Source organism: Flavobacterium segetis, from assembly GCF_900129575.1.
Taxonomy (GTDB): domain Bacteria; phylum Bacteroidota; class Bacteroidia; order Flavobacteriales; family Flavobacteriaceae; genus Flavobacterium; species Flavobacterium segetis.
In genome coordinates, this window is record NZ_FQWE01000010.1 from 46,990 (window position 1) to 70,818 (window position 23,829).

Here is a 23,829-nt window from a genome sequence, read left to right on the forward strand (position 1 = left end):
TTATTACTAAGGATTAATGGACTAACCACTAAAAGACTAAAAATATGAAAGATCAACAACAAGAGCAAATAAATATTGAATTGGATGAGAAAACAGCGGAAGGAATTTATTCCAACTTAGCTATTATTAATCATTCATCATCAGAATTTGTTTTGGATTTCGTCAGCATCATGCCAGGAATTCCAAAAGCAAAGGTTAAATCGAGAATTGTTTTAACTCCTCAGCATGCTAAGAGATTGTTAAAAGCAATTGGTGAAAATATTCATCGTTTTGAAATTGCTCATGGTGAAATCAAAGATACTGAGCAAGTTCCAATTCCGCTTAATTTTGGTCCCGCGGGACAAGCATAATACTTTTAAAAGGCTTTCACTGCGGTGAAAGCCTTTTTTATTAGATACTTCTAATAATTTTTTTTTTCATAATAGTGCCATACTATTTTAATTTTGGTTTTAAATGTTTATTTTGAGTAAAAACAATGAGATAAACGGCTTTACTGGTTGTTAATCGGAAAAATTTTAGTGCTTAATGTAGTTCATATACTTTTGCAATCGATCCGTGATACAAATTGTATCGATTACAAATACAACCTCTATGAAATATATTTTTTTAAAAACAAATTATAAAAATCTTGTAAAAGGAATTCTACTTTTTGTTTTTATTGTAGCATCAAATTCAGCTGCGGTTGCACAAACTAGTAAAAATTTAACTGCTGAAATCGAGGTAAAAACTGAACTAAAAAGTGATAATGTTTCGGTTAATTCTTCATCAGCTAGTATGAATTTTGTAATGTGGTTTATGGGATCCAAACAAAATGCTAATAGCAATATTTCATCTGATAGCACAAATACAAAAAAACAAGTGATAATGTCAGGAACAGCGCCAAATCGCTTGTTAATTAAAGCTTTTTTGAAAAAAGCAATAAACTTGGATAGTATGATTGCGTAATCAATCTGAAATATATAAAAAAACGCTAATTAAAATAATTAGCGTTTTTTTTATGTTTTGTAAGTTCAAATTATCATTGTAAGATATAAGTTTATAATACGCTGCTTTTACATAAAAGCAGCGAACTTTTGCTTACTCGAACTCAGAAGTAAAAAATAACTTCACATTTGGATATTTGTTTTGAGTCATTTGAATTGTAAAATCCGAATCTGCTAAAAATACAAGTTGACCGTACTTGTCATGTGCTAGGAATTTCTGTTTGATACGTCTAAATTCTTTAAACTCATCACTTTTTGGATCATTTGGTTTTACCCAGCAAGCTTTATGAACTGGAAAATTTTCATAGGTACATTTTGCGCCGTATTCGTGCTCAAGACGATACTGAATAACTTCATACTGAAGTGCACCTACTGTGCCTATAATTTTTCTATTATTCATTTCAAGCGTAAATAACTGCGCAACACCTTCGTCCATCAACTGGTCAACACCCTTATCGAGCTGTTTTGCTTTCATTGGATCAGCATTATTTATATATCTGAAATGTTCTGGAGAAAAACTCGGAATTCCTTTGAAACTCATTATTTCTCCTTCAGTTAGCGTATCACCAATTTTGAAATTCCCCGTATCATGTAAACCAACAATATCTCCGGGATAGGAAATGTCTACTATTTCTTTTTTTTCTGCAAAAAAAGCATTAGGACTCGAAAATTTTAAATTCTTTTTTTGACGAACATGGTAATAAGGTTTATTTCTTTCGAAAGTTCCTGAAACTATTTTTATAAATGCTAGTCGGTCTCTATGTTTAGGATCCATATTAGCGTGTATTTTAAAAACAAATCCGGTCATTTTCTCCTCTTTAGGATCAACTAATCTTGTCTCTGAATCTTTAGGACGAGGAGACGGAGCAATTTGTACGAAGCAATCTAATAATTCGCGAACACCAAAATTATTTAAAGCTGAACCAAAAAATACAGGTTGCAATTTGCCGTCTAAGTATTCTTGACGATCAAATTTTGGATATACTTCATCTATTAATTCTAGTTCGCTTCGTAAGGTGTCAGCAGGCTTTTGACCTATTATCTTTTCTAATTCTGGATTTTTAACATCAGAAAAAGCGATTGTCTCTTCAATATTTTTTCTACTATCTCCACTAAAAATATTGATATTTTGTTCCCATAAATTATATATTCCCTGAAAATCATAGCCCATTCCTATTGGAAAACTCAAAGGTGTGACTCTTAACCCTAATTTTTGTTCTACTTCGTCCATTAAATCAAAGGCATCTTTTCCTTCTCTATCTAATTTATTAATAAAAACAATGATAGGAATTTTTCTCATTCTACAAACAGCAACTAATTTTTCTGTTTGCTCTTCTACACCTTTCGCAACATCAATTACTACAATAACACTGTCAACGGCAGTCAAAGTTCTAAAAGTATCCTCAGCAAAGTCCTTATGTCCTGGAGTATCTAGAATATTTATTTTTTTATCTCTATAGTTAAACGCTAAAACAGAAGTCGAAACAGAAATACCTCTCTGTCTCTCAATTTCCATAAAGTCACTAGTTGCTCCTTTTTTTATTTTATTGTTTTTTACAGCTCCAGCCTCTTGAATCGCACCTCCAAAAAGAAGTAATTTTTCTGTTAATGTGGTTTTCCCGGCATCAGGATGTGAAATAATCCCGAAAGTTCTTCTGCGTTGTATTTCTTCTAAAAAGCTCATATATGTTTAAATAGTTTGTAAAAGTACTATTTATAAACGCCAATTAAAAAATATTGTCAGGTCTAAATTAGACCAAATATGATTTACAATTAAATCATATCAGCTTAATTGTAATCGAGAAAGATTTTAAAATAAAGGCTGTCTTTTCAGACAGCCGATTTAAAGTAGTAATTTACATATTGACGGACCAAATGGAATATCCATTTGGAGGACACTGAATTTTAACCCATTTATCGCTTTGCGTCGTTGGAGTCCATGAGGAGTTACCAGTAAAATCTTTAATATTAGCATTTATCCAATTCGTTTGTATCCATCTTTCTTGCCATGTTGAAGAATTATTTATATAAACCACTAATCCAGGATTTCCATTATAACCATTTCGTCTAGCGATGTATTCATCATTATCTGTATATAAAATAGAAGTTGTTCCTGTTCCTTTATTATTGTGAATCCAAATTAGATTATCTAATTTCGTTTTATTCAACCATTCTTCATAATCTCTATAAAAAATTGTTGGATACCCTTCATGCGTTAAAATATAAGCATAAGCCAATTCCTTTTTCGAAATTTCATCAGTGTCATGATTGGATACGAATGTGACTGCTTTATATGGATTTCTTTTCCACATCATATCGTCATTTAGAACATTTAGATTATTTCCGTCAAACGCATCGTTCATTTTGTAATAACATGCAAAATCAAAAACCGAACTGTTGGCAGCATTTGCCCAATCGTTCAATATGTTTACATTAGAATCCCATAACTCACCAACGGAGAAACCGCCCACGTTTGCATTCCAATCATTAATTACCCATGGGGCAAAACCTTTAACGTAGTCAAATCTCCATCCATCAAATTTCATTGTGTTTTTATAATATTTTCCCACTCCATCTGCTCTTTTCCAAAGCCAATCTTGAACATTTGGGACTACATGCGCTAAATCAGGGAAACCGCCAAAAGCGCCTTCATCATTATTTCCATAGGCGTTTTTATAAAAATCAGCACTAGTTCTTTTGAACTTTCCTGAAGCCACGTTTGTAAAGTTGGTATAAGTTTGCGTTCCTGTAAATGGATTATTTTCCAGTTGACCACCGCTATTATGATTTAAAACCATATCAGCATAAACTTGCATATTCTCAGAGTGTACTTTTGTTATCAGGCTTTCGAGTTCCGTGCGAGAACCAAATCTAGTTTCAACAGTTCCATTTTGATTAAAATTTCCAAAATCAAAATAATCCGTTGGATCATATCCCATTGAGAAAGGTCCGTTCTGTGCCTTTGATACTGGAGGAAGCCAAATTGAACCTATTCCCGCATTTGACCAAGCAGTTATTTTACCTTTTATAATATTCCACCAATTTCCACCCGCAGGAACATCCCAATAAAAAGCTTGCATCATCACTCCGCCGCCTGGATTTGTTGCGTATCTTCCATTTGTAGAATTGGCTGATTTCCCCGTGCTAAATGGTTTTCCATCATGATTTGTTACATTAATAACTTTAAACTGGGTAGCTGCCACAACTGAATCAGCGGTTAAATCGTCAGTCGAATTGCATGAATACAGTCCAACTAATAAAGCTGATAATAGATACTTTTTAAAATTTTGATTTTTCATAATTAGAATAAATTTGGTTAAGTAATAGATTTGGTAAAAAAATCGATATCAAAAAATAATTTTGAGTAGGAGGGCTATTTGCTAAGAGCAAAAAATGAGCATATTAGTTATTATAAATTTAGTTTTATGATTAATTTGTTGCTAATAAATTGCTGATTTAGCTAATTTAGATAAATTTTGGGGTGATCCTGAGTATACTTTTTTTAATCTTAGACGAAAACGTTGTAGTGTTTACAACTTTTAAAACATGATGCTTATTACCAGAAATATAGCGCAAGAAAACCGATGTGCTTTTTGCTTTATAGGCTTGTCATGATACTAAACTACATCCATTTGAATACTAAAAAGATAAAAATTAGTGACTTGTCAAAATAGAAGCGACTTAAAGAGTACTAAAATTGGGATTTAATAATTAAGGATTTAATTCTTGACCATTAGCGTCTGGTTTTGATAAGATATTATAAATTGAATAATAGACTCTATAAGAGCGTTAATAATTTTTTGTTAATAGTAAAGAGTAAAGTTGTATAATGTAATTGAATTACTATTTTTGTTTGCAACAAATTTTAAAATAGCACTATAATCAAAGAATGTTCTCCATTATTTTTGATTTTGAAAATTGTATATTTGCAAAATTAAAAACGAAAAATAACGTTTAATACAATTAAACTCAAAAAAGTTTTTTCAAAGCACTTGATTAAAGAAATATTATCAATAAATAACTTACTAATGAAATTCAGTAATAATAGAATTGCGCTTACCTTTTTTCTTTTGATTTTTACAAGTTTTATAACAAGTGCTCAAGAAATTATTAAAGATTCAGTTATAGCTCCCATTGTTAAAAAACAAACTTTCGGAAAATTAAAAATTGATGGCGTAATTGCTACTGTTGGAGATTTTATTATTCTAGATTCTGATATAGACAAGTCGTTTCTTGAAATATCTGCTCAAGGTGGTTCGGTAAAGGATATCACTAGATGTCAAATGCTAGGAAAACTTTTAGAAGATAAATTGTATGCGCATCAGGCTATTCAAGATAGCATTGTTGTAACTGATTCAGAAGTAAAGGGGATGATGGAAGAACGTTTAGGATATATGATTGACCAAATAGGTTCGATGGAAAAAGTAATTCAATATTACAAAAAAGATACTGAGGAAGAGTTTAGAACTTACTTTTCTGACATATTAAAGGAAGGCAAGTTAACCTCGGAAATGCAAAAAAAGATTGTTGACGCGGTTGAAATTACTCCAGAAGAAGTTCGTAATTATTTCAAAACTATTCCTAAAACTGATTTGCCAACTTTTGGTGTTGAATTAGAAGTTGCTCAAATTGTAGTTGAGCCAAAAGTTTCAGAGGCTGATAAGCAAAAAGTTATTGATCGACTAAATGGTTTTAAGAAAGAAATAGAAGACGGTTCTAGTTTTTCAACAAAAGCAGTTTTGTATTCACAAGATCCAGGTTCGCGAGCAAACGGTGGTTTTTATAAAATGAATCGTAAAACTCCTTTCGTAAAAGAGTTTAAAGATGTCGCTTTTAGTTTGGCTGAAGGAGAGATATCAGCACCTTTTGAAACAACCTTTGGTTTTCATATTATTTATATAGAGAAAATTAAAGGCCAAGAAGTTGAGTTACGACATATATTATTATCTCCTACAGTTACTGAGGAGTCGTTAAATGAAGCCAAAGAAAAGATTAATTTAATTAGAAAGAGAATTGAAGATAAAGAATTGACTTTTGCGGAAGCGGCAAGATCGTTATCAGATGAAAAGGAAACAAGAGCTAATGGCGGAGCGTTAATCAACCCACAAACTCAAGATACACGCTTTGAGTTAACTAAAATGGATCCTAAATTTTACGGTCAGGTATCTAATTTAAAAACCAATGAAATCTCTGATCCAATATTAGAACAAACAGAAGAAGGAAAGAAGAAATTCAAATTAGTTACTGTTACCAATAGAATCGATGAGCACACAGCTGATTATGGAAAGGATTATATTAAAATCAAAGATCTAGCTTTAAAAAGCAAACGTATTACTGCAATAGGTAAGTGGTTTGACGAGAAAATTAAGGAAACTTATATTAAAATTATTGGTGAATATAGAGATTGCGATTTTACAAACAACTGGTTAAAAAAGTAGTTTTTTTTTATTAGAAGAATAGAATAGTGGTAAAAATATTTTTTAAATAAGTATAAAGAGTTAGTTTTATGATTTCATAATTCTAGCTCTTTTTAATTTTAAATCCATCATAAATGTCAGACGTAGCAGCAATACAAAATCTAGTTCAGAAGCGGCTTGAGCTAAAAAACGAAATCGCAAAAGTCATTGTTGGACAAGATGCAGTAGTTGATCAAATTGTACTCTGTATATTTTCAGGTGGTCATGCTTTGTTAGTAGGTGTTCCAGGATTGGCTAAAACATTATTAGTGAATACGCTCGCTAAAGCACTTGGATTAGATTTTAAAAGAATTCAATTCACGCCAGATTTAATGCCTTCGGATATTCTTGGAAGTGAAATTCTAGATGAAAGTCGAAATTTTAAATTTATTAAAGGACCTATATTTTCTAATATAGTTTTAGCAGACGAAATAAATAGGACACCTCCAAAAACCCAGGCCGCTTTACTTGAAGCTATGCAAGAGCGATCCGTTACTATTGCCGGCGAAAATTACAAGTTAGATTTACCTTATTTTGTTTTAGCTACGCAAAACCCTATTGAGCAAGAAGGGACGTATCCTTTACCGGAAGCGCAGTTAGATCGATTTATGTTTGCCATAAAATTAGAATATCCGTCCTTTGAGGAAGAGGTACTTGTGGTAAAACGTACCACATCTGACATAAAATCTACTACAAATCCATTATTTACCGCACAAGAGATTATCGATTTCCAACATTTAATTCGTCGAATTCCTATAGCGGATAATGTCATTGAGTATGCGGTTACTCTAGTCAGCAAAACGCGACCCGATAATCCGTTGTCTAATGAATTTATTAAAAATTATCTAGACTGGGGTGCAGGACCAAGAGCTTCTCAAAATTTAATATTAGCAGCTAAAGCTAATGCAGCTTTTAATGGGAAATTTTCTCCAGATATTGAGGATGTAAAAGCTGTTGCAATTGGAATTTTACGTCATCGAATCATTAAAAATTACAAAGCAGATGCAGAGGGAATTACTGAGGAAATGATTATTACTAAGTTACTTTAATACTTTCGAATTCTGTTCTTGTAAATGAATGAAATTAAAAATCGTTTTATATTTTTTTTCCAAATGATTAAATTTCATTTTTTTCTGAAAAACTAAATTTAAATTATTAAATATTCTAAATGATATTAAAATTTTGATGATTTTATAAATTTGGGCTTGCAAATTAGTTACTGATGATTAGAATCTTTTTTACAACTACATTAATTAAATTCTTTTTAATACCGCGCTAATTCGCTAGTTTTGCGACGCAAAAAATAGAAAGCTATTTTGTTTTCTATTTTGCAGAATAAAAAAACAAACCGTCATTAACATTGAAAATACTTCTATGATGAACATTTATAACGATTATCTTAAGGAAATCGAAGAAAGAAAAATTCAGGGTCTTCACCCAAAGCCGATTGATGGTGCTGAGTTATTAAGCGAAATCATTGCCCAGATAAAAGATTTAGAGAATGAAAATAGACAAGATTCGCTACGATTCTTTATTTATCACACGGTGCCAGGAACTACTGGAGCTGCTGCTATTAAAGCTAAATTTTTGAAAGAAATCATAACCGCTAAAGCTGTTGTGGAAGAAATCACAAAAACTTTTGCTTTTGAATTACTATCACACATGAAAGGTGGGCGTTCTATTGAGGTGTTACTCGATTTAGCTTTAGGTAATGATAGTATAATTGCAAAACAAGCTTCGGAAGTTCTTAAAACACAGGTTTTTCTTTATGATGCTGATACCAATCGTTTAGAAGCAGCATATAAGAGTGGTAATGAAATTGCAGAGGAAATCCTAGAAAGCTATGCTAAGGCAGAGTTTTTTACTAAGCTTCCTCAGGTTATAGAGGAAATTAAGATAGTTACTTTTGTAGCTGGTGAAGGCGATATTTCTACTGATTTATTATCGCCAGGAAACCAAGCGCATTCGCGATCTGATCGAGAACTTCACGGAAAATGTTTGATTTCTTCAGAAGCTCAAGAAAAAATCCAAGCTTTAGCAGCAGAGCATCCTGATAAAACTGTAATGTTAATTGCTGAAAAAGGAACTATGGGTGTAGGCTCATCCAGAATGTCAGGTGTGAATAATGTAGCACTTTGGACAGGAAAAAAAGCAAGTCCGTACGTGCCATTTATCAATATCGCTCCGATTGTTGCGGGAACTAATGGTATTTCTCCTATTTTTCTTACTACTGTGGATGTTACAGGCGGAATTGGACTTGATCTTAAAAACTGGGTTAAAAAATTGGATAAAAATGGTGATGCTATTCGTAATGAAAATGGAGATCCTTTTCTAGAAGAAGTTTATTCTGTTGCAACAGGTACAGTTTTAACAATAAATACAAGGACAAAAAAGCTTTATAAGGATAACAAAGAATTAATTGATATTTCGAAGGCTCTCACTCCTCAGAAAATGGAGTTCATCAAAGCTGGTGGTTCTTACGCAATTGTTTTTGGTAAAAAACTTCAAACTTTTGCATCTAAAACTCTAGGAATTGATACCATTCCCGTTTTTGCTCCGTCAAAAGAGGTTTCAATCGATGGACAAGGCTTAACAGCAGTTGAAAAAATATTTAATAAAAATGCAGTTGGAACTACGCCTGGTAAGATTTTACATGCTGGTTCTGATGTTCGTGTTACCGTTAACATTGTAGGATCACAAGATACCACTGGATTAATGACTTCTCAGGAATTAGAGTCGATGGCAGCAACTGTGATTTCGCCAATAGTTGATGGTGCATATCAATCTGGTTGTCATACAGCATCAGTTTGGGATAATAAATCCAAAGCAAATATTCCGAGATTAATGAAATTTATGAACGATTTCGGGTTGATAACTGCACGTGACCCAAAAGGGGTTTACCACGCAATGACGGATGTGATTCACAAAGTGCTTAATGATATTACTATCGATGAGTGGGCTATTATTATTGGTGGTGACTCGCATACAAGAATGTCTAAAGGTGTTGCTTTTGGCGCAGACTCAGGGACTGTTGCTCTTGCACTTGCTACAGGTGAGGCTTCAATGCCAATTCCAGAATCAGTAAAAGTTACTTTCAAAGGAGAGATGAAAACATATATGGATTTCCGTGATGTGGTTCATGCCACTCAATCTCAGATGTTGAAACAATTTGGTGGAGAAAATGTTTTTCAAGGCCGAATAATCGAAGTTCATATAGGAACACTGAATGCAGATCAGGCTTTTACTTTTACAGATTGGACTGCAGAAATGAAAGCAAAAGCTTCTATTTGTATTTCTGAAGATGACACTTTAATTGAGTCTTTAGAGATAGCTAAAGGAAGAATCCAGATTATGATTAATAAGGGCATGGATAATCACAAACAAGTGCTACAAGGACTTATAAATAGAGCGAATCACAGAATCGATGAAATCAGATCAGGTGCGAAACCAGCTTTAACTCCGGATGCAAATGCTAAGTACTATGCAGAGGTGGTTATTGATCTTGATGTCATTGCAGAACCTATGATTGCTGATCCTGACGTTAATAATAGTGATGTCTCAAAACGATATACACATGATACAATCAGACCATTGTCATTTTATGGTGGTGTTAAAAAAGTAGATCTTGGTTTTGTTGGTTCTTGCATGGTACATAAAGGAGATTTAAAAATTCTTTCTCAAATGTTAAAAAATATAGATGCGCAATATGGCAAAGTTGAGTTTAAAGCGCCGCTTGTAGTAGCACCACCGACTTACAACATTGTTGATGAATTAAAAGCCGAAGGAGATTGGGAAGTTTTACAAAAATATTCTGGCTTTGAATTTGACGATAATGATCCAAAATCAGTAGCCCGCACTGGTTATGAAAATATTCTATATCTAGAACGTCCTGGCTGTAATTTATGTATGGGTAATCAGGAAAAAGCAGCAAAAGGGGATACAGTAATGGCCACTTCTACACGTCTTTTCCAAGGAAGAGTTGTTGAAGATACGGAAGGTAAAAAAGGAGAGTCTTTACTTTCATCAACGCCTGTCGTTGTACTATCTACAATTTTAGGAAGAACACCTACTATTGAAGAATATAAAGCTGCGGTAAAAGGAATTAATCTTACTCAATTTGCACCTTCTCACAAATTGTTAGTAAAATAATCGTACGGTTAAATACACGTAAATTGAAAGCCTGAGTAATTTACTCAGGCTTTTTTATTAGTAATTATTCGATTTTTTGTACCTTGTGTGATCATAAACAAATAATTTATTTAACACTATGGCTTTTGATATAGAAATGATTAAAAAAGTGTATGCCAACATGACAAGTCGTGTTGATGCAGCGCGTGATATAGTTGGTAGACCGCTTACTCTAACGGAGAAAATTTTATACAACCATTTATGGGATGGAATGCCAACTCATGCTTTTAAAAGAGGAGTTGATTACGTAGATTTTGCTCCAGACAGAGTCGCTTGTCAAGATGCTACGGCTCAAATGGCATTGTTGCAATTTATGCATGCGGGAAAAGCAAAAGTGGCTGTTCCAACGACCGTTCATTGTGATCACTTGATTCAAGCAAAAGTAGATGCTGTTACTGATTTGGCTCGAGCCAAAACACAAAGTAATGAAGTATTTGAATTTCTATCGTCTGTTTCTAATAAGTATGGTATTGGTTTCTGGAGACCAGGAGCCGGAATTATACACCAAGTAGTATTAGAAAATTATGCGTTTCCCGGCGGAATGATGATTGGTACTGATTCTCACACTGTAAACGCAGGAGGTTTAGGAATGGTAGCAATTGGTGTAGGTGGTGCTGATGCGGTTGATGTAATGTCCGGAATGGCATGGGAATTAAAATTTCCAAAACTAATAGGAGTAAAATTAACGGGAAAATTATCAGGTTGGACTGCTCCAAAAGATGTGATTTTAAAAGTCGCTGGAATTCTTACTGTAAAAGGAGGAACAGGTGCAATTGTCGAATACTTTGGAGAAGGAGCGACGGCTATGTCATGTACGGGAAAAGGAACTATTTGTAATATGGGTGCCGAAATTGGCGCTACAACCTCTACATTTGGTTATGATGCTTCAATGGGGCGTTATTTACGCTCGACGGATAGGGCAGATGTTGCGGATGAAGCTGATAAAATTGCGTCTTACTTAACTGGAGATCCAGAAGTTTATGCAAATCCAGAAATCTATTTTGATCAAGTGATAGAAATTAATTTAGATGAATTAGAACCACATTTAAATGGACCTTTTACACCAGACTTAGCTACACCAATTTCTAAAATGAAAGAGGAAGCAATCAAAAATAATTGGCCACTTAATATCCAAGTTGCGTTAATAGGTTCATGTACAAACTCTTCCTACGAGGATATTGCTCGTGCATCATCAATTGCGAAACAAGTCATAGATAAAAAGTTAAAAATAAAATCAGAATTTACGATAACCCCAGGTTCTGAATTAGTTCGCTATACAATTGAACGCGATGGGTTTATTGATATTTTTGACAAAATGGGTGCTACCGTGTTTGCAAATGCTTGTGGTCCTTGCATCGGAATGTGGGATAGAGAAGGTGCCGAGAAAGAAGAGCGTAATACAATTGTTCACTCTTTCAACCGTAACTTTTCAAAACGTGCCGACGGAAATCCAAATACTTTGGCTTTTGTAGGCTCACCTGAGTTGATTACGGCCTTAGCAATTGCTGGTGATTTAGGATTTAATCCTATGACAGATACCTTAATTAATGAGGATGGGGAAGAGGTTAGATTGGAAGCACCAACAGGAAATGAATTACCCCCGCGAGGTTTTGATGTAGAAGATCCAGGTTTTCAAGCTCCAGCGGTCGACGGTTCTGGTATAGTGGTTTCTGTGAGTCCATCTTCAGAACGATTACAATTATTAGAACCATTCTTACCTTGGGATGGCAAAAATATTAAGGGTGCAAAATTGCTGATCAAAGCGTTCGGAAAATGTACAACGGATCACATCTCTATGGCTGGACCGTGGCTGCGTTTCCGGGGACACTTAGATAACATTTCAAATAATATGTTAATTGGTGCAATTAATGCCTTTAATCAAAAACCCAATAAGGTTAAAAATCAGTTAACTGGTGAATACGATGCCGTTCCTGCTGTGGCAAGAGCTTACAAAGCAGCTGGAGTTCCTTCTATCGTTGTGGGAGATCATAATTACGGTGAAGGTTCTTCGCGTGAGCATGCAGCGATGGAACCCCGTTTTCTGGGTGTAATAGCCGTTATTGTGAAATCATTTGCTCGTATCCACGAAACCAATCTTAAAAAACAAGGAATGCTAGGTTTAACCTTTGCAAACGAGATGGATTATGATAAAATACAAGAAGATGATACTATTAATTTCCTAGATTTAGTAGAGTTTGCACCAGCGAAGCCACTAACATTGGAATTTGTTCACGCTGATGGAACTTCTGATGTAATTATGGCTAATCATACCTATAATAAAGGACAAATAGGCTGGTTCGTGGCCGGTTCGGCTTTAAATTTAATTGCAGCTGAGGCGTAAATCCTAGTATTGTAGTTTAGAGAATTATTAATAATAGATCTTAAGTGTTTAATGATTATTTCAATATTTTATTGATCTAATTATTAAACACTTTTTTTAAAGTAGCATTTAAAAATTTCTTGATCTTATTCTACCTCTATATTCTAATTGGGGTATCAATAAAAAAATTTCAGTAAGAAAATAGAAAAATGTACTCAGAGTTGTGCTCGCGATTTAGATCATAATTATAAGTTAGAAATTTTAAATCTTTAATTAGCTATGTTTTGAAACAGTTACATTTTCAATCCAAATCCCTATGTTATTCTTAAAATTTTCTAAAATTTAAGAATTCTATAAATAGTAGAGAATCAAACAATTATATAATTTTTTTAAAAAATTATGAAACTAATTTGCTTTTTTTTTATTAATTATCTGTATTTTAGCATTATGTAGATATTTTGATTCATTAGTTATAAGTAAATTTTGCTTGAATTTGTAATTTTATCTACTGCTATCATTAATATGAAACACTAAATTGTAGAATAACAAAAACAAGATCCATTTAAAGCTGACACTTTTAGCTGGGATAAAAATTTAAAATTATATGAATCAAGTACTGAAATTTTTAATTGTAATACTAATATTAAGTAGCTCGAGCGTATATTCACAGCAAAAAAAATCTAAAAATAAAATAAGCAGTAGAGAGATTATGTCAATCAATAGCCATCAAGTAAAAGCTAAGGAAACACTCTACGGAATTGCAAAACAATACAAAATTACCGTTAATGAATTAAAAGGTTTGAATCCAGAACTTGCCTCCTCAGATTTAAAAATCGGTCAAAAAATAATAATTTCAAGTAATAGTAATTTTCAAGAAGTTGTCAACGTTTTAGACACAGCAGTTAAAAATAAGCAAAATGACTTAAAAGAGAGTGATGATGTGAACGGTGATTTTATAGTTTGGGAAGTTCAACCTAAAGAAAGTAAATATTCCATTACTAGAAAATATGGTATTTCTATAAAAGAATTTGATAAAGCTAATTCTAACTTAGGTATGAAACCTCTTCAAATAGGTCAGAAAGTTAATATACCAGCGCGTTTAGTAAATTTTTCCACAAACTCTAGTGTAGATGAATTCAAAGTTAAAGTCGAAACTGAAAACACTCCCAATCAAATAGCAATAAGCGAACCTAAGACTGTTGAACAATCTTTATATGAAAAAGAAGCTTATCAGACAGTTATTATCGAAATATTACCAAAAGAAACTAAATATGGAATTGCAAAAAAATATGGTTTAACAGTAACAGAATTAGAGAAACAAAATCCTAAGATAAAAAACAAGCTTATCGTAGGACAGCAAATTAGCATTACTTCTAAACATATTGAAAAAAACACGAACGAAATCGCAAACGTAGAAAGTGATAGCAATGATGAAATAAAAACAAGCAAAATTGATTTTAATAATGGGACAAGTTCAAAATTCAGCAGTGAATTCGTAGATCAATTAATTGATTTAGCTTCTGATAATATTGGAACGCGCTACCGCACTGGTGGAACTTCTAAATCTGGCTTTGATTGCTCTGGTTTGATGCTTACAACTTTTGGAGCATTTGACATAAAATTACCAAGAACATCAAGGGAACAGTCAGCTGTAGGAACAATAGTTAGTACAGAGGAAGCTCAAAAAGGTGATTTAATATTCTTTAAAACGAATGGTCGTAGACAAATAAATCACGTAGGCATGGTAGTTGAGGTTAATGCTGATGAAATTAAATTTATTCATTCTTCAACAAGTAATGGTGTTATCATTTCTTCTACAAAGGAAAGATATTACGGAAAAAATTTTAGTCAAATAAATAGAGTTGTTCAATAGCTTTATTTAGAATTTAAAAGAGAAACGCTCCTAAATGGGAGCGTTTCTCTTTTAAACTTATACTATTATTTCACCTTCAGTTCCACTTACTAAATTTGTTCCAGTCACATATGATGCTGCCATTTTAATTAAATTAATCATTCGGTTTCCGTCTGTGTCCCAAAAGTATGCACTAGATGGAGTTACTTTTATTAGTGAAATATTAGGATCATCAACACCTTTATCAAACCATATTTCTGCAGCAGGTGTCCATAATTCTTCTATTTTTGTACGATCAGTAATAATACTTGCATCGCCATTTACAACCACGTAACTTCCTTTTCCTGGATGTGCAAAAAATAATTGAACCTTAGGATCGTTTTGTATCTCTTTATTTTTGTCACTATCTTTCTGATTAAAAAACCAAACATTTCCCTGATCACAAACTTTTATGGCGCTCATAGGTCTGGTTGTAGCTCCATCATGAGTTTTAAGACTAGTACAAAAAAGACAAATATTTATAGCATCGACTAACTCCTTCAATTTATCTATTCCTTCAATTAAGTATTTATTTTTCGTGTCGCTCATAATTATAAGTTTTATTACTATTAAATTGATTAATAACAAAGTACTTAAATTCAAATGTAAATTGCGTTACACAATTAAGATTGAATGTTTCATTTTTTACATATTGCTAGTTTTTGAACATTTAAAGGTCACAATTCCGTAGAAAAAAAATTTATTGTTTAATGTGAGTTGTTAACTATGAGGTATATCAAATTTCAACGCCATAGTTTTACCTCACTATCTTAAACTGAATATTTTATACTTCTAGTTTTTACTTTAATTTCGCAAAATTAATTTTTTGTTAAATTGTTACAGCACTATCGAATATTATTCTAGTTTTGAATCTAATAATTAAATTATACTTCATGAGAAAATTACTTTTTACCATATTATCATTCTTAACAATGGCTATTGCAATTGCTCAGACCAAAACAAGTTTGTTTTTTGAAGCAAATATTTCTAATAGAAACTCGGATGCGATTAGCTTTTTAGATCGAAACAACGGAAAAGAAATTAAAAAAATCACCGTTGATAAAAACGGACTTTTTAAAGATTCATTTTCAGTTGAGGAGGGATTTTATATGTTATTTGATGGTAAAGAATACACACAAATGTTTCTCAAAAACGGTTATGATTTAAAAATGAACATGGATGCTCAAAAGTTTGATGAATCTATAGTTTATACTGGGAAAGGAGCATTAGAAAATAATGTATTAGCTCAGAATACTATCATAGATTCAAAGTATGATTATGATACACTCCTCACTCTTCCTGAAGCAGAGTTTCTAGCAAAAATAGCTCTTAAAAAAGACGCTGATTTAGGTATTTTAAATAACAAACAATTAGATCCTAACTTTGTTTTATTACAGAAAAAGAATGTTGATCAATCTATAGTTGGACTGACTACTTTCCATCAAGAGGCAATGAAAACTAGTAAAATGAATGGTTCCATTTCTCCCACTTTTGACTATGACAATTATAGTGGAGGTAAAACTAAATTAGAAGATTTTAGGGGGAAGTACGTTTATATTGATGTTTGGGCAACGTGGTGTGCTCCCTGTCGTGCCGAAATTCCTTTTCTAAAAAAATTAGAGGAGAAATACCATCAAAAAGATATTGTGTTCTTAAGTCTTTCTATAGACCAAGCCAAAGATGTTGAAAAATGGAAAAAGTTAATTAAAGATAAGGAGCTAGGAGGCGTTCAAGTTTTTGCAGACAATGATTGGAATTCTCAATTTATTAAAGATTATAATATTACTGGAATTCCTAGATTTATATTAATTGATCCAAATGGTAAAATTGTCAAAGCCGATGCTCCTCGACCATCTAGTCCAAAAATTGAAGCAGAATTTGATAAGCTCTTAAAATAAAACATAAAAAAGTGCAATTTAAATGGTATTACTAAAAAAAAATAAAACCACTTCGATTTATTTCTTGGTGGTTTTGTAATTATTACTAGAATTTTTTAAAATAGTTAATTATATGTTTGGTCTGTAGAATTGTGCATTGCCTTAAATATGATTCAAAACTTTATTGGTTAGTTTAATCCATTCGTTAACGTTACCATCGTTAGTATTAATGGCAATGCTGTCATTGTTAAATGGTTTATAAGTATTTATGTTGGCACGCGAGAAAAGACCCACTGTTGGTGTTAATGCTGCACTGGCTAAATGCATTATTCCGCTGTCAGCACCTATAAACATTTTAGTAGCAGCTATCACGGCAGCAATTTCCCGAATATCTTTGCTGTAAAATGTAGGTGCCTTAAAGTTAATTTGAGAAACATTCTCAACAGGTAGAATTTCAATAATATTATAATTTTCATATTCGCTTAATAGGCGACTATAAAAAATTTCCCACCACGCTTCTGAATAGCATTTATCAGATGTTGCGAAAGTGAATATACAAATCGTTTTTTTGTCATTTTTTACAATTTCTTGTACAATTTTCTGTCCATGACTCAGTTCTGAGTGATCAAGTTTTATATCTAATGATGGGATTTTGTTGTCATTTTTGTCAAAACCTAATTGGGTTAAAAAATTACGAAATTCATACACAGGGTATTTCGCAATATGTTCGTAATCCGAATGCTGCTGTTGTAAAATTAGATCTAGCTCTCCAAAAAATTTATATTTGGCATCCGCGAATTGAGCAGACAATCGTCCAGATGAAGAGTTTTTATCGACGTTGATAACAATATCATATTTTTGGCTTTTAATCTTTTGCCAAACTTTAAAATAAGCGACTAAATTTGTAAAAGGTTTTTTAGGAAGCTCGATGATATGATTGATATTTTTATAATTTTTAAATACAATTGGAGCCAACCCACCCTTTACAAATAAATCAATTTTAGAGTTGGGAAAAGTAGTAATAACCTCTTGAACTAAGGGTGTGATCAACAAGAGATTTCCTAATCTATGGTTTGGCCTTGAAATTAAAATTCGATTAATTTCAATTTTTTTTGATAAATCTATTTTTTTAATGCTGTGAGAACGTCCGATATTTTTTGTTAAAATTTTTGTTACGATCCTTCTAAATTTATTTACTTTTTCTAGAACACTCATTGATGATATTTTAGTATTAGAATATTAATTGTTTTATTTGAAACACAAAATGTATCTCAACGTTTTAAGACTATAAATGGCAAATTTATAATATACAGCTCTAAAAAAGGAATAATTGAACTTTTGTTTTCTTGATTATATGAAATTTAATACTAGGTGCTAGAATGTTCAATAACAATTTAATCAGTTTTTCGATTGTTAACCAGTTTTTTTGATTTTATTCTGCAGGCATTCCTAGTAGTTTTAGTTGAACCATCGACGTATTTTGCGAAATCGATTTGTTTCTATCAAATTTCTTATTAAAATTTGAAACTTAAAAAAAAAGACTATCTGTATTGTCCACGTTCCTACTGTGATTAAAGCTAGTGTGCAAAAATTTTATAATATTATTAGAGTTTATTTCGTACCCTCTTTATTGGTAGTGCACAAACAATATATTTCTCGCCTGCTAAAAAAATGATATTGATTCTATCGGTGTATGTTTTTTATAATTTAGATATTCTATGACTATAAAATTATTATTGTCAAATAAAATAAACTCTTTCAAAGAGGAACCATTTTTTACAATCAGGGTTTAATCGATAAATTTTTTTAATTTAGCTTTCTACCGGATTAATATACTTTATTTCCTAATGAAAGAATTTGATGATCGTGAATTAACTCAGTTTATTGCCTTTTTAAGTGGCGACGAAAGTGCGTTTAATTTATATTTTGACAAATTTTACAATCGTGTTTTATCTTTTTGTATCCAATTTCTGCATGATAAAGAGGAAGCAAAGAACGCTACTCAAGAAATTTTTCTCAAACTATGGTTAGAAAAGAATAAAATAAAGACGGAAAATGGAATCCAGGCCTTTTTGTACACCTATGCAAAGTCGATTTGTATAAATTTAATAAGACATAACAAGGTAAAAAATAGATATGTAAACGAACAATTAAATAAGAAAGAAAGGCAATTAGATATAGAAATTTTACAATCTTTAGATTTTAATACTTTAGAATTATTAGAATTGACAGAAATGATCGATGATATAATTGCGGATCTTCCTGCAAAAACCAAAATAGTTTACCTAAAAAAGCGTTTTGAAAATAAAAAAAACCAAGAGATTGCAGTCGAATTGGGTGTAACTTTAAAAGCGGTAGAAGCGCATATGACAAAGGCGTTAAAGATCTTTAAAGGACGGTTGCGTAATTATTTACCCGCACTATTACTATACGTGTTTTTTAAATTTTAATTTTTTTTACTTTTCACGTAGGGTATTTAAACGTTCAGTTGTACTAACTATATCCACTTTATTCTAACTTCATTTATGTGAGTTTTCATAAACGCTTATTATTAATGTAGAGATCATTAATAATGTTGATAATGATTAACTAAACCTTGCCGAATTATATGATTATTGATTTAATTTATAAATATTTAGATAATGAAGCTTCAGAGGCTGAAGTTCTTATTGTTTTTGAATGGATTCAAATTTCCCAAGAAAACAAAGAAGAATTTATAGCATTAAAAAAAGCTTGGATTTTTTCAGCACTTTCAAATGAAAAATCTACGATGCCTATCGCAAACTTTAAAAATCTAAAAAACAGCATAGTACACAAAAGAAGATACCGGTTTTTAAAATACGCAGCAATTGTACTCTTATTTATTACTTTAGGAAAAAGTACTGGCTCACTAAATAATCTGGAAGTAAGTTTTTCTAAAGTGGTTGTGTTAGAATTGGGTGATGGGTCTAAAGAGTATATTTCGAACAATCAAATTAAGAATTTTGTCAGTGATAAAGGTTCACCGATAGCGCAGCAAATTAAAAGTGAATTGATCTACAAAATTCAAAATGCTAGCGAAGCGCTTATTTACAATACTTTAAAAGTTCCATTTGGTCAGACGTTCAAAGTTACTCTTGCTGATGGTACAGTAATTCACTTAAATGCAGGTACAAGTTTGAAGTATCCACAACAATTTGGCAATAATAAAGAAAGAAAAGTATTTTTAACCGGAGAAGCATTCTTTGAAGTTGCTAAAGATAAACTGCATCCCTTTGTAGTGGAATGTAATCAAGTGAGAATTGAGGTACTTGGTACTAAATTTAATATTTCTGCTTATCCAGATGAGAGTAATACAGAAACGATATTAGTCGAAGGGAGTGTCAAGTTATCTGAAATAGAAAATGAAAATAACACAGTAATTTTAGTTCCAAACGAAAGGGTAAAATGGGATGCTAGTTCCAAGAAATTTAATCTGGAAACTGTGGATAGTGGTGTTTATGTAGCCTGGGTTAATAATGAACTTGTTTTTAAAGATGCTTCTTTTGGATTTATCTGTAAAAAATTAGAGCGTGCATTTGACGTTATAATTTTAAATTCAAATAGCACTTTGACTGCGCAAAAATTTACTGGAACAATCAATATAAAAGGATCCAATCCAGAAGATATTCTAGACTTAATAAATTTAGATACACCCTTTCAATATTCTAAGCAAGGTCGAATTATTAAAATAAGCAACTAGATAAAAATACTAATTTACAAACCAAAACCATATATTAAATGAATTTCATAACAAACTTATATTTGCATAAACTCTTACTAATTTTTGGCTTACTTATTTTAAGCACTCTTTCTTTTGGGCAAGTAAAAGAAAAAAAAATCACATTAAATTTTAAAGAGGAGTCTTTAAGTCAGGTAATAAAATATATTGAACAAGAAACAGACTACCGCGTTATTTACAACGCAAGTAAAATTAATGCGAATCAAAAAATAACTATATCTGTAAAAAAAACCTCTCTGCAAGATGCATTAACAAGACTTTTTAAAGACAAAAAAATCTCCTTTTTTATACAAAAAGGTCAAATCTTATTAGTTGAAGTTTCTAATAAAGGAGATGAACAAGAAAAAGAACGATATCTAAAAGGATTAGTTATTGATAGCAAAGATAGATTACCTATTCCAGGAGCAACAATAATTATAAAAGGAACCTCTACAGGAGTAATTAGTGATAGCAATGGTAGATTTATATACTTACTTAAAAACAGCGATATTGAAAATGCAGTTTTAATAGTTTCGTATTTAGGTATGAAATCGCTATCCGTTAGAGTTGGAAACTCTACTGATTTTATATTTAAAATGGAGCAAGTAACAGATGAATTAGAACAGGTTATTATTACTTCGTCTTATGGAACTAAAAAGTTAAAAGAGGAGATTGTAGGTAGTATCTCAACATTAAATGCCAAGGATATTGCTGTTGATCAGGCTTCAGAGAGTATAGATAAAATCATAAGCGGACAGATTGCTGGCGTTCAAATAGAAAACACATCAGGAATAGGAGGACCAGTAAAGATAAATATTCGAGGTCAGGGAAGTCTGAGTTCATTGTCAGGCTCAAATTTAGGAACTTCAACACAACCTCTTATTATTGTAGATGGAGTAATTATAAGTGAAGAGAAGGGAATTGATAATCAGTTTTTTGATGCAAATGGTTCTTTTTCTGAAAATTTATCTAATCCTTTAGCCCAAATTTCGCCAGAAAATATAGAAAGTTTTACGGTTTTAAAAGATGCTGCAGCAGTTAGTATTTATGGAGCAGACGGTGCTAATGGTGTTATTCTTATTACCACAAAAAAAGGAAAAAAAGGAAAAGCTAAATTTGGATTTTCTAATCAACTTGGAATATCATCAGCCATAAATAGAATACAATATTTAAATGGAGAGCAATACAATAATTTACGAAATGAATATTTAAAAAACAGTCAAACTAATTTTACGCCTGCAGCATATAATGGAGTAAATACAGATTGGTTTGATTTACTTAATGTGGCTGGAATTTATAATAAATATAACTTTAATGTTTCAGGAGGTAGTTCTAAATTGTCCTATCGTAGTAGTATAAGTTATCTTAAAATTGATGAACCACAAAAGGCAAATAAAACAAAGCAGTTGAATGCTAATATCAATTTAGGCTATCGACTAGATAAGTTTGATTTTGGTATAGCATTAAATCCCAGTTACAATCAAAAAAATGCCCCTAATGTTTATTATAGTTATGCTTTTGTACCAAACATTTCACCATACAATGCTGACGGAACTTTTGCTAATGTAGGCGTTTTGGGACTTGGTAATCCATTGGCAGCATTGGAGCAAAACGCAAATGCTACAGATAGTTATGGAATTGTAGGTAGTATAAATGCTGGTTATGAGTTTAGCAAGTCATTGAGTTTTTCTACACTTTTTGGATTAGATTTTAAAGATAAAACTGAGGATAGGTATTTTTCTGCTGCTAATGAAAGCGGACAATACAACGGAACCTTCACGTTACAGGGTGTTCAATATCCTAACTGGGGTCGCCGACTTTTTAATGAGAGGAATTCAACAAAATGGAATTGGCAAGGACAAGCATTGTTTAATAAAACGCTTCAATATGAGCATCATATTGATGGAATCCTTGGATTTGAATTGTCTGACGATAAAGCTAATTTTAATTACGCATCTGGTAGAGGTTACGTAAACCCTAAAATTGTAAATTCCGTTAGTGCAGCGGTACAAGACGATAATCCTTTAACTACCATTGATGAATCTAAAGGGAATCAAACGTTTAGTGCTGATATTAATTACAACTCTAGGGTTTCTTTCTTCTCACAATTGAATTATAATTTTAAAAAGAGATATTATTTTTTAGGAAATTTTAGACGTGATGAAAGTTCTGTTTTTGGTGATGATACTAATGTAGCTTTAAATGGTGGGGCGGGACTAAGCTGGCTCGTAAGCAATGAGGATTTTATGAAATCCAGTAAGTTTTTTGATTTACTAAAATTTAAAATTAGTTATGGTACAACAGGTAATTCTAGAATAGGTTCCTACAGATCAAAAGGATTATATAGATTAGATCAAAATGGATATAATGGAGCGCAAGGATCAACACCTACTGAGGCGCCAAATGGAAGTTTAAGCTGGGAGAAAAACACGAAATTTAATGCTGGTATTGATTTTAATTTCTTAGACCGGGTAGAATTGTCACTTGAATATTATTATGATGATAAAAGAGATTTAATCACGGGTAGAGATATCCCAACAGAAACGGGATACAGTTCTATTCAACTCAATGCCGCTAGTATGTACAATAAAGGTGTTGAATTTTCAACAAGAATTAAGTGGGTAAAAAATGATAGTTTTAAATGGACAACATCATTTAACATATCAACAGTTGAAAATAAAGTAACGGATTTAATAGGTTTAGGAAGTGAATTTTCGACCTCTCAAGTTGCATTAGCTCAAAAAGTAGGTTATAGTACATCAACAATATGGGGGGTAAAATGGCGAGGCGTAGATCCTGCTACAGGACGAGATCTTTTAGAAAAAGATGGACAAATATATGATGCAGCCACCTATACTGGTTTATTTGGTCCTGCTGATTGGGTTCCTATTGGTGATAACCAACCAAAAGCTTTTGGTGGATTTAATAATAATTTCATTATTTATAATAACATCATATTGTCCATCAGAGGTGCTTTTGAAATAGGTGGGAACACAAAAATAGACAATAGTCTCATTTCAAAATATAATATTACTTCGAATAGAAATCTTTCAGTAAATGCTTACGATTATTGGAGAAATCAGGGAGATATTGCTACACAGCCGCTAGTAATTAACAATTCAACTATTGTACCTAATTTGACTAAATTTTTATACGACTCAACTAACTTGAGAATCAGTAATGTCAATTTAAGTTACAACGTTCCTATCAGCGAAACTTTTCTTGATGCTTTATCCGTTTTTGTAGATGTTTCAAATGTTGTGTATTGGTATAAGGAAAAAAGCCCAGCTGGTAGAAATGGAATCAGAGAATTTAATTTCACTTATCCGCAAGCTAGAACTATTTCACTTGGTTTTAACACTAAATTTTAATACA

At 32.0% G+C, this 23,829-nt stretch carries 15 protein-coding genes; 11 read left to right on the forward strand and 4 right to left on the reverse strand.

The window, feature by feature from the left end; translation table 11 throughout:
• The first annotated feature begins 44 nt into the window (after positions 1-44).
• The gene (locus BUA99_RS13030; RefSeq protein WP_072993148.1) at positions 45-350 is read left to right on the forward strand and encodes a DUF3467 domain-containing protein; all 306 of its coding nucleotides are present in this window, start codon (positions 45-47) and stop codon (positions 348-350) included.
• Between the two features lie 241 nt (positions 351-591).
• On the forward strand, positions 592-945 hold the full coding sequence (locus BUA99_RS13035) for a hypothetical protein (protein ID WP_072993151.1): 354 nt from the start codon (positions 592-594) through the stop codon (positions 943-945).
• Between the two features lie 132 nt (positions 946-1,077).
• On the opposite strand, the gene BUA99_RS13040 is transcribed toward BUA99_RS13035, so the two are convergent.
• A complete protein-coding gene (locus tag BUA99_RS13040; RefSeq protein ID WP_072993154.1) occupies positions 1,078-2,667 on the reverse strand; it encodes a peptide chain release factor 3 in 1,590 nt (529 codons plus the stop codon).
• A 172-nt stretch (positions 2,668-2,839) separates the two neighbouring features.
• Entirely contained in the window at positions 2,840-4,282 is a 1,443-nt protein-coding gene (locus BUA99_RS13045) for an alpha-amylase (RefSeq protein WP_072993157.1), read from the reverse strand.
• A gap of 729 nt (positions 4,283-5,011) precedes the next feature.
• Between BUA99_RS13045 and BUA99_RS13050 the strand changes: the two genes are divergently transcribed.
• The 5 genes from BUA99_RS13050 to BUA99_RS13070 all read left to right on the forward strand — a co-directional run bounded on the left by BUA99_RS13050 (position 5,012) and on the right by BUA99_RS13070 (position 14,820).
• Positions 5,012-6,421, forward strand: coding sequence for a peptidylprolyl isomerase (locus tag BUA99_RS13050; protein ID WP_072993160.1), 1,410 nt, complete (start codon positions 5,012-5,014; stop codon positions 6,419-6,421).
• Positions 6,422-6,534: 113 nt separating this feature from the next.
• Positions 6,535-7,488 carry an AAA family ATPase gene (locus BUA99_RS13055; protein WP_072993163.1) on the forward strand — a complete coding sequence of 318 codons (954 nt, stop codon included), beginning with the start codon at positions 6,535-6,537 and terminating at the stop codon, positions 7,486-7,488.
• Between the two features lie 328 nt (positions 7,489-7,816).
• Positions 7,817-10,588 (forward strand): bifunctional aconitate hydratase 2/2-methylisocitrate dehydratase, encoded by a 2,772-nt coding sequence (locus BUA99_RS13060; RefSeq protein ID WP_072993166.1) that lies wholly within the window; start codon positions 7,817-7,819, stop codon positions 10,586-10,588.
• 118 nt (positions 10,589-10,706) lie between these two features.
• Positions 10,707-12,968 (forward strand): aconitate hydratase, encoded by a 2,262-nt coding sequence (locus BUA99_RS13065; RefSeq protein WP_072993169.1) that lies wholly within the window; start codon positions 10,707-10,709, stop codon positions 12,966-12,968.
• Between the two features lie 688 nt (positions 12,969-13,656).
• A complete protein-coding gene (locus tag BUA99_RS13070; protein WP_159430953.1) occupies positions 13,657-14,820 on the forward strand; it encodes a peptidoglycan endopeptidase in 1,164 nt (387 codons plus the stop codon).
• 57 nt (positions 14,821-14,877) lie between these two features.
• Here BUA99_RS13070 and BUA99_RS13075 read toward each other — a convergent pair whose 3' ends face one another.
• Positions 14,878-15,387, reverse strand: coding sequence for a pyridoxamine 5'-phosphate oxidase family protein (locus BUA99_RS13075; RefSeq protein ID WP_072993174.1), 510 nt, complete (start codon positions 15,385-15,387; stop codon positions 14,878-14,880).
• Between the two features lie 344 nt (positions 15,388-15,731).
• Here BUA99_RS13075 and BUA99_RS13080 point away from each other — a divergent pair, with 344 nt between their 5' ends.
• Entirely contained in the window at positions 15,732-16,736 is a 1,005-nt protein-coding gene (locus BUA99_RS13080; RefSeq protein WP_072993177.1) for a TlpA family protein disulfide reductase, read from the forward strand.
• A gap of 141 nt (positions 16,737-16,877) precedes the next feature.
• On the opposite strand, the gene BUA99_RS13085 is transcribed toward BUA99_RS13080, so the two are convergent.
• Complete coding sequence (locus BUA99_RS13085) at positions 16,878-17,930, reverse strand: glycosyltransferase family 9 protein (RefSeq protein WP_072993179.1); 1,053 nt, start codon at positions 17,928-17,930, stop codon at positions 16,878-16,880.
• Between the two features lie 632 nt (positions 17,931-18,562).
• On the opposite strand from BUA99_RS13085, the gene BUA99_RS13090 reads away from it, so the two are divergent.
• The 3 genes from BUA99_RS13090 (at position 18,563) to BUA99_RS13100 (ending at position 23,825) form a co-directional block, all read left to right on the forward strand.
• Positions 18,563-19,165, forward strand: a complete 603-nt coding sequence (locus BUA99_RS13090; protein ID WP_072993182.1) for an RNA polymerase sigma-70 factor — start codon at positions 18,563-18,565, stop codon at positions 19,163-19,165.
• Between the two features lie 158 nt (positions 19,166-19,323).
• On the forward strand, positions 19,324-20,436 hold the full coding sequence (locus BUA99_RS13095) for a FecR family protein (protein ID WP_072993185.1): 1,113 nt from the start codon (positions 19,324-19,326) through the stop codon (positions 20,434-20,436).
• Positions 20,437-20,474: 38 nt separating this feature from the next.
• Positions 20,475-23,825 (forward strand): SusC/RagA family TonB-linked outer membrane protein, encoded by a 3,351-nt coding sequence (locus BUA99_RS13100; protein WP_072993187.1) that lies wholly within the window; start codon positions 20,475-20,477, stop codon positions 23,823-23,825.
• Positions 23,826-23,829 lie beyond the last annotated feature (4 nt).

Coding starts and splice junctions, on each gene's coding strand:
- BUA99_RS13060 (WP_072993166.1), top strand. CDS start 7,817: ATGAACATTTATAACGATTATCTTAAGGAAATCGAAGAAAGAAAAATT.
- BUA99_RS13085 (WP_072993179.1), bottom strand. CDS start 17,930: ATGAGTGTTCTAGAAAAAGTAAATAAATTTAGAAGGATCGTAACAAAA.
- BUA99_RS13070 (WP_159430953.1), top strand. CDS start 13,657: ATGTCAATCAATAGCCATCAAGTAAAAGCTAAGGAAACACTCTACGGA.
- BUA99_RS13075 (WP_072993174.1), bottom strand. CDS start 15,387: ATGAGCGACACGAAAAATAAATACTTAATTGAAGGAATAGATAAATTG.
- BUA99_RS13065 (WP_072993169.1), top strand. CDS start 10,707: ATGGCTTTTGATATAGAAATGATTAAAAAAGTGTATGCCAACATGACA.
- BUA99_RS13080 (WP_072993177.1), top strand. CDS start 15,732: ATGAGAAAATTACTTTTTACCATATTATCATTCTTAACAATGGCTATT.
- BUA99_RS13095 (WP_072993185.1), top strand. CDS start 19,324: ATGATTATTGATTTAATTTATAAATATTTAGATAATGAAGCTTCAGAG.
- BUA99_RS13030 (WP_072993148.1), top strand. CDS start 45: ATGAAAGATCAACAACAAGAGCAAATAAATATTGAATTGGATGAGAAA.
- BUA99_RS13045 (WP_072993157.1), bottom strand. CDS start 4,282: ATGAAAAATCAAAATTTTAAAAAGTATCTATTATCAGCTTTATTAGTT.
- BUA99_RS13090 (WP_072993182.1), top strand. CDS start 18,563: ATGAAAGAATTTGATGATCGTGAATTAACTCAGTTTATTGCCTTTTTA.
- BUA99_RS13040 (WP_072993154.1), bottom strand. CDS start 2,667: ATGAGCTTTTTAGAAGAAATACAACGCAGAAGAACTTTCGGGATTATT.
- BUA99_RS13050 (WP_072993160.1), top strand. CDS start 5,012: ATGAAATTCAGTAATAATAGAATTGCGCTTACCTTTTTTCTTTTGATT.
- BUA99_RS13055 (WP_072993163.1), top strand. CDS start 6,535: ATGTCAGACGTAGCAGCAATACAAAATCTAGTTCAGAAGCGGCTTGAG.
- BUA99_RS13035 (WP_072993151.1), top strand. CDS start 592: ATGAAATATATTTTTTTAAAAACAAATTATAAAAATCTTGTAAAAGGA.
- BUA99_RS13100 (WP_072993187.1), top strand. CDS start 20,475: ATGAATTTCATAACAAACTTATATTTGCATAAACTCTTACTAATTTTT.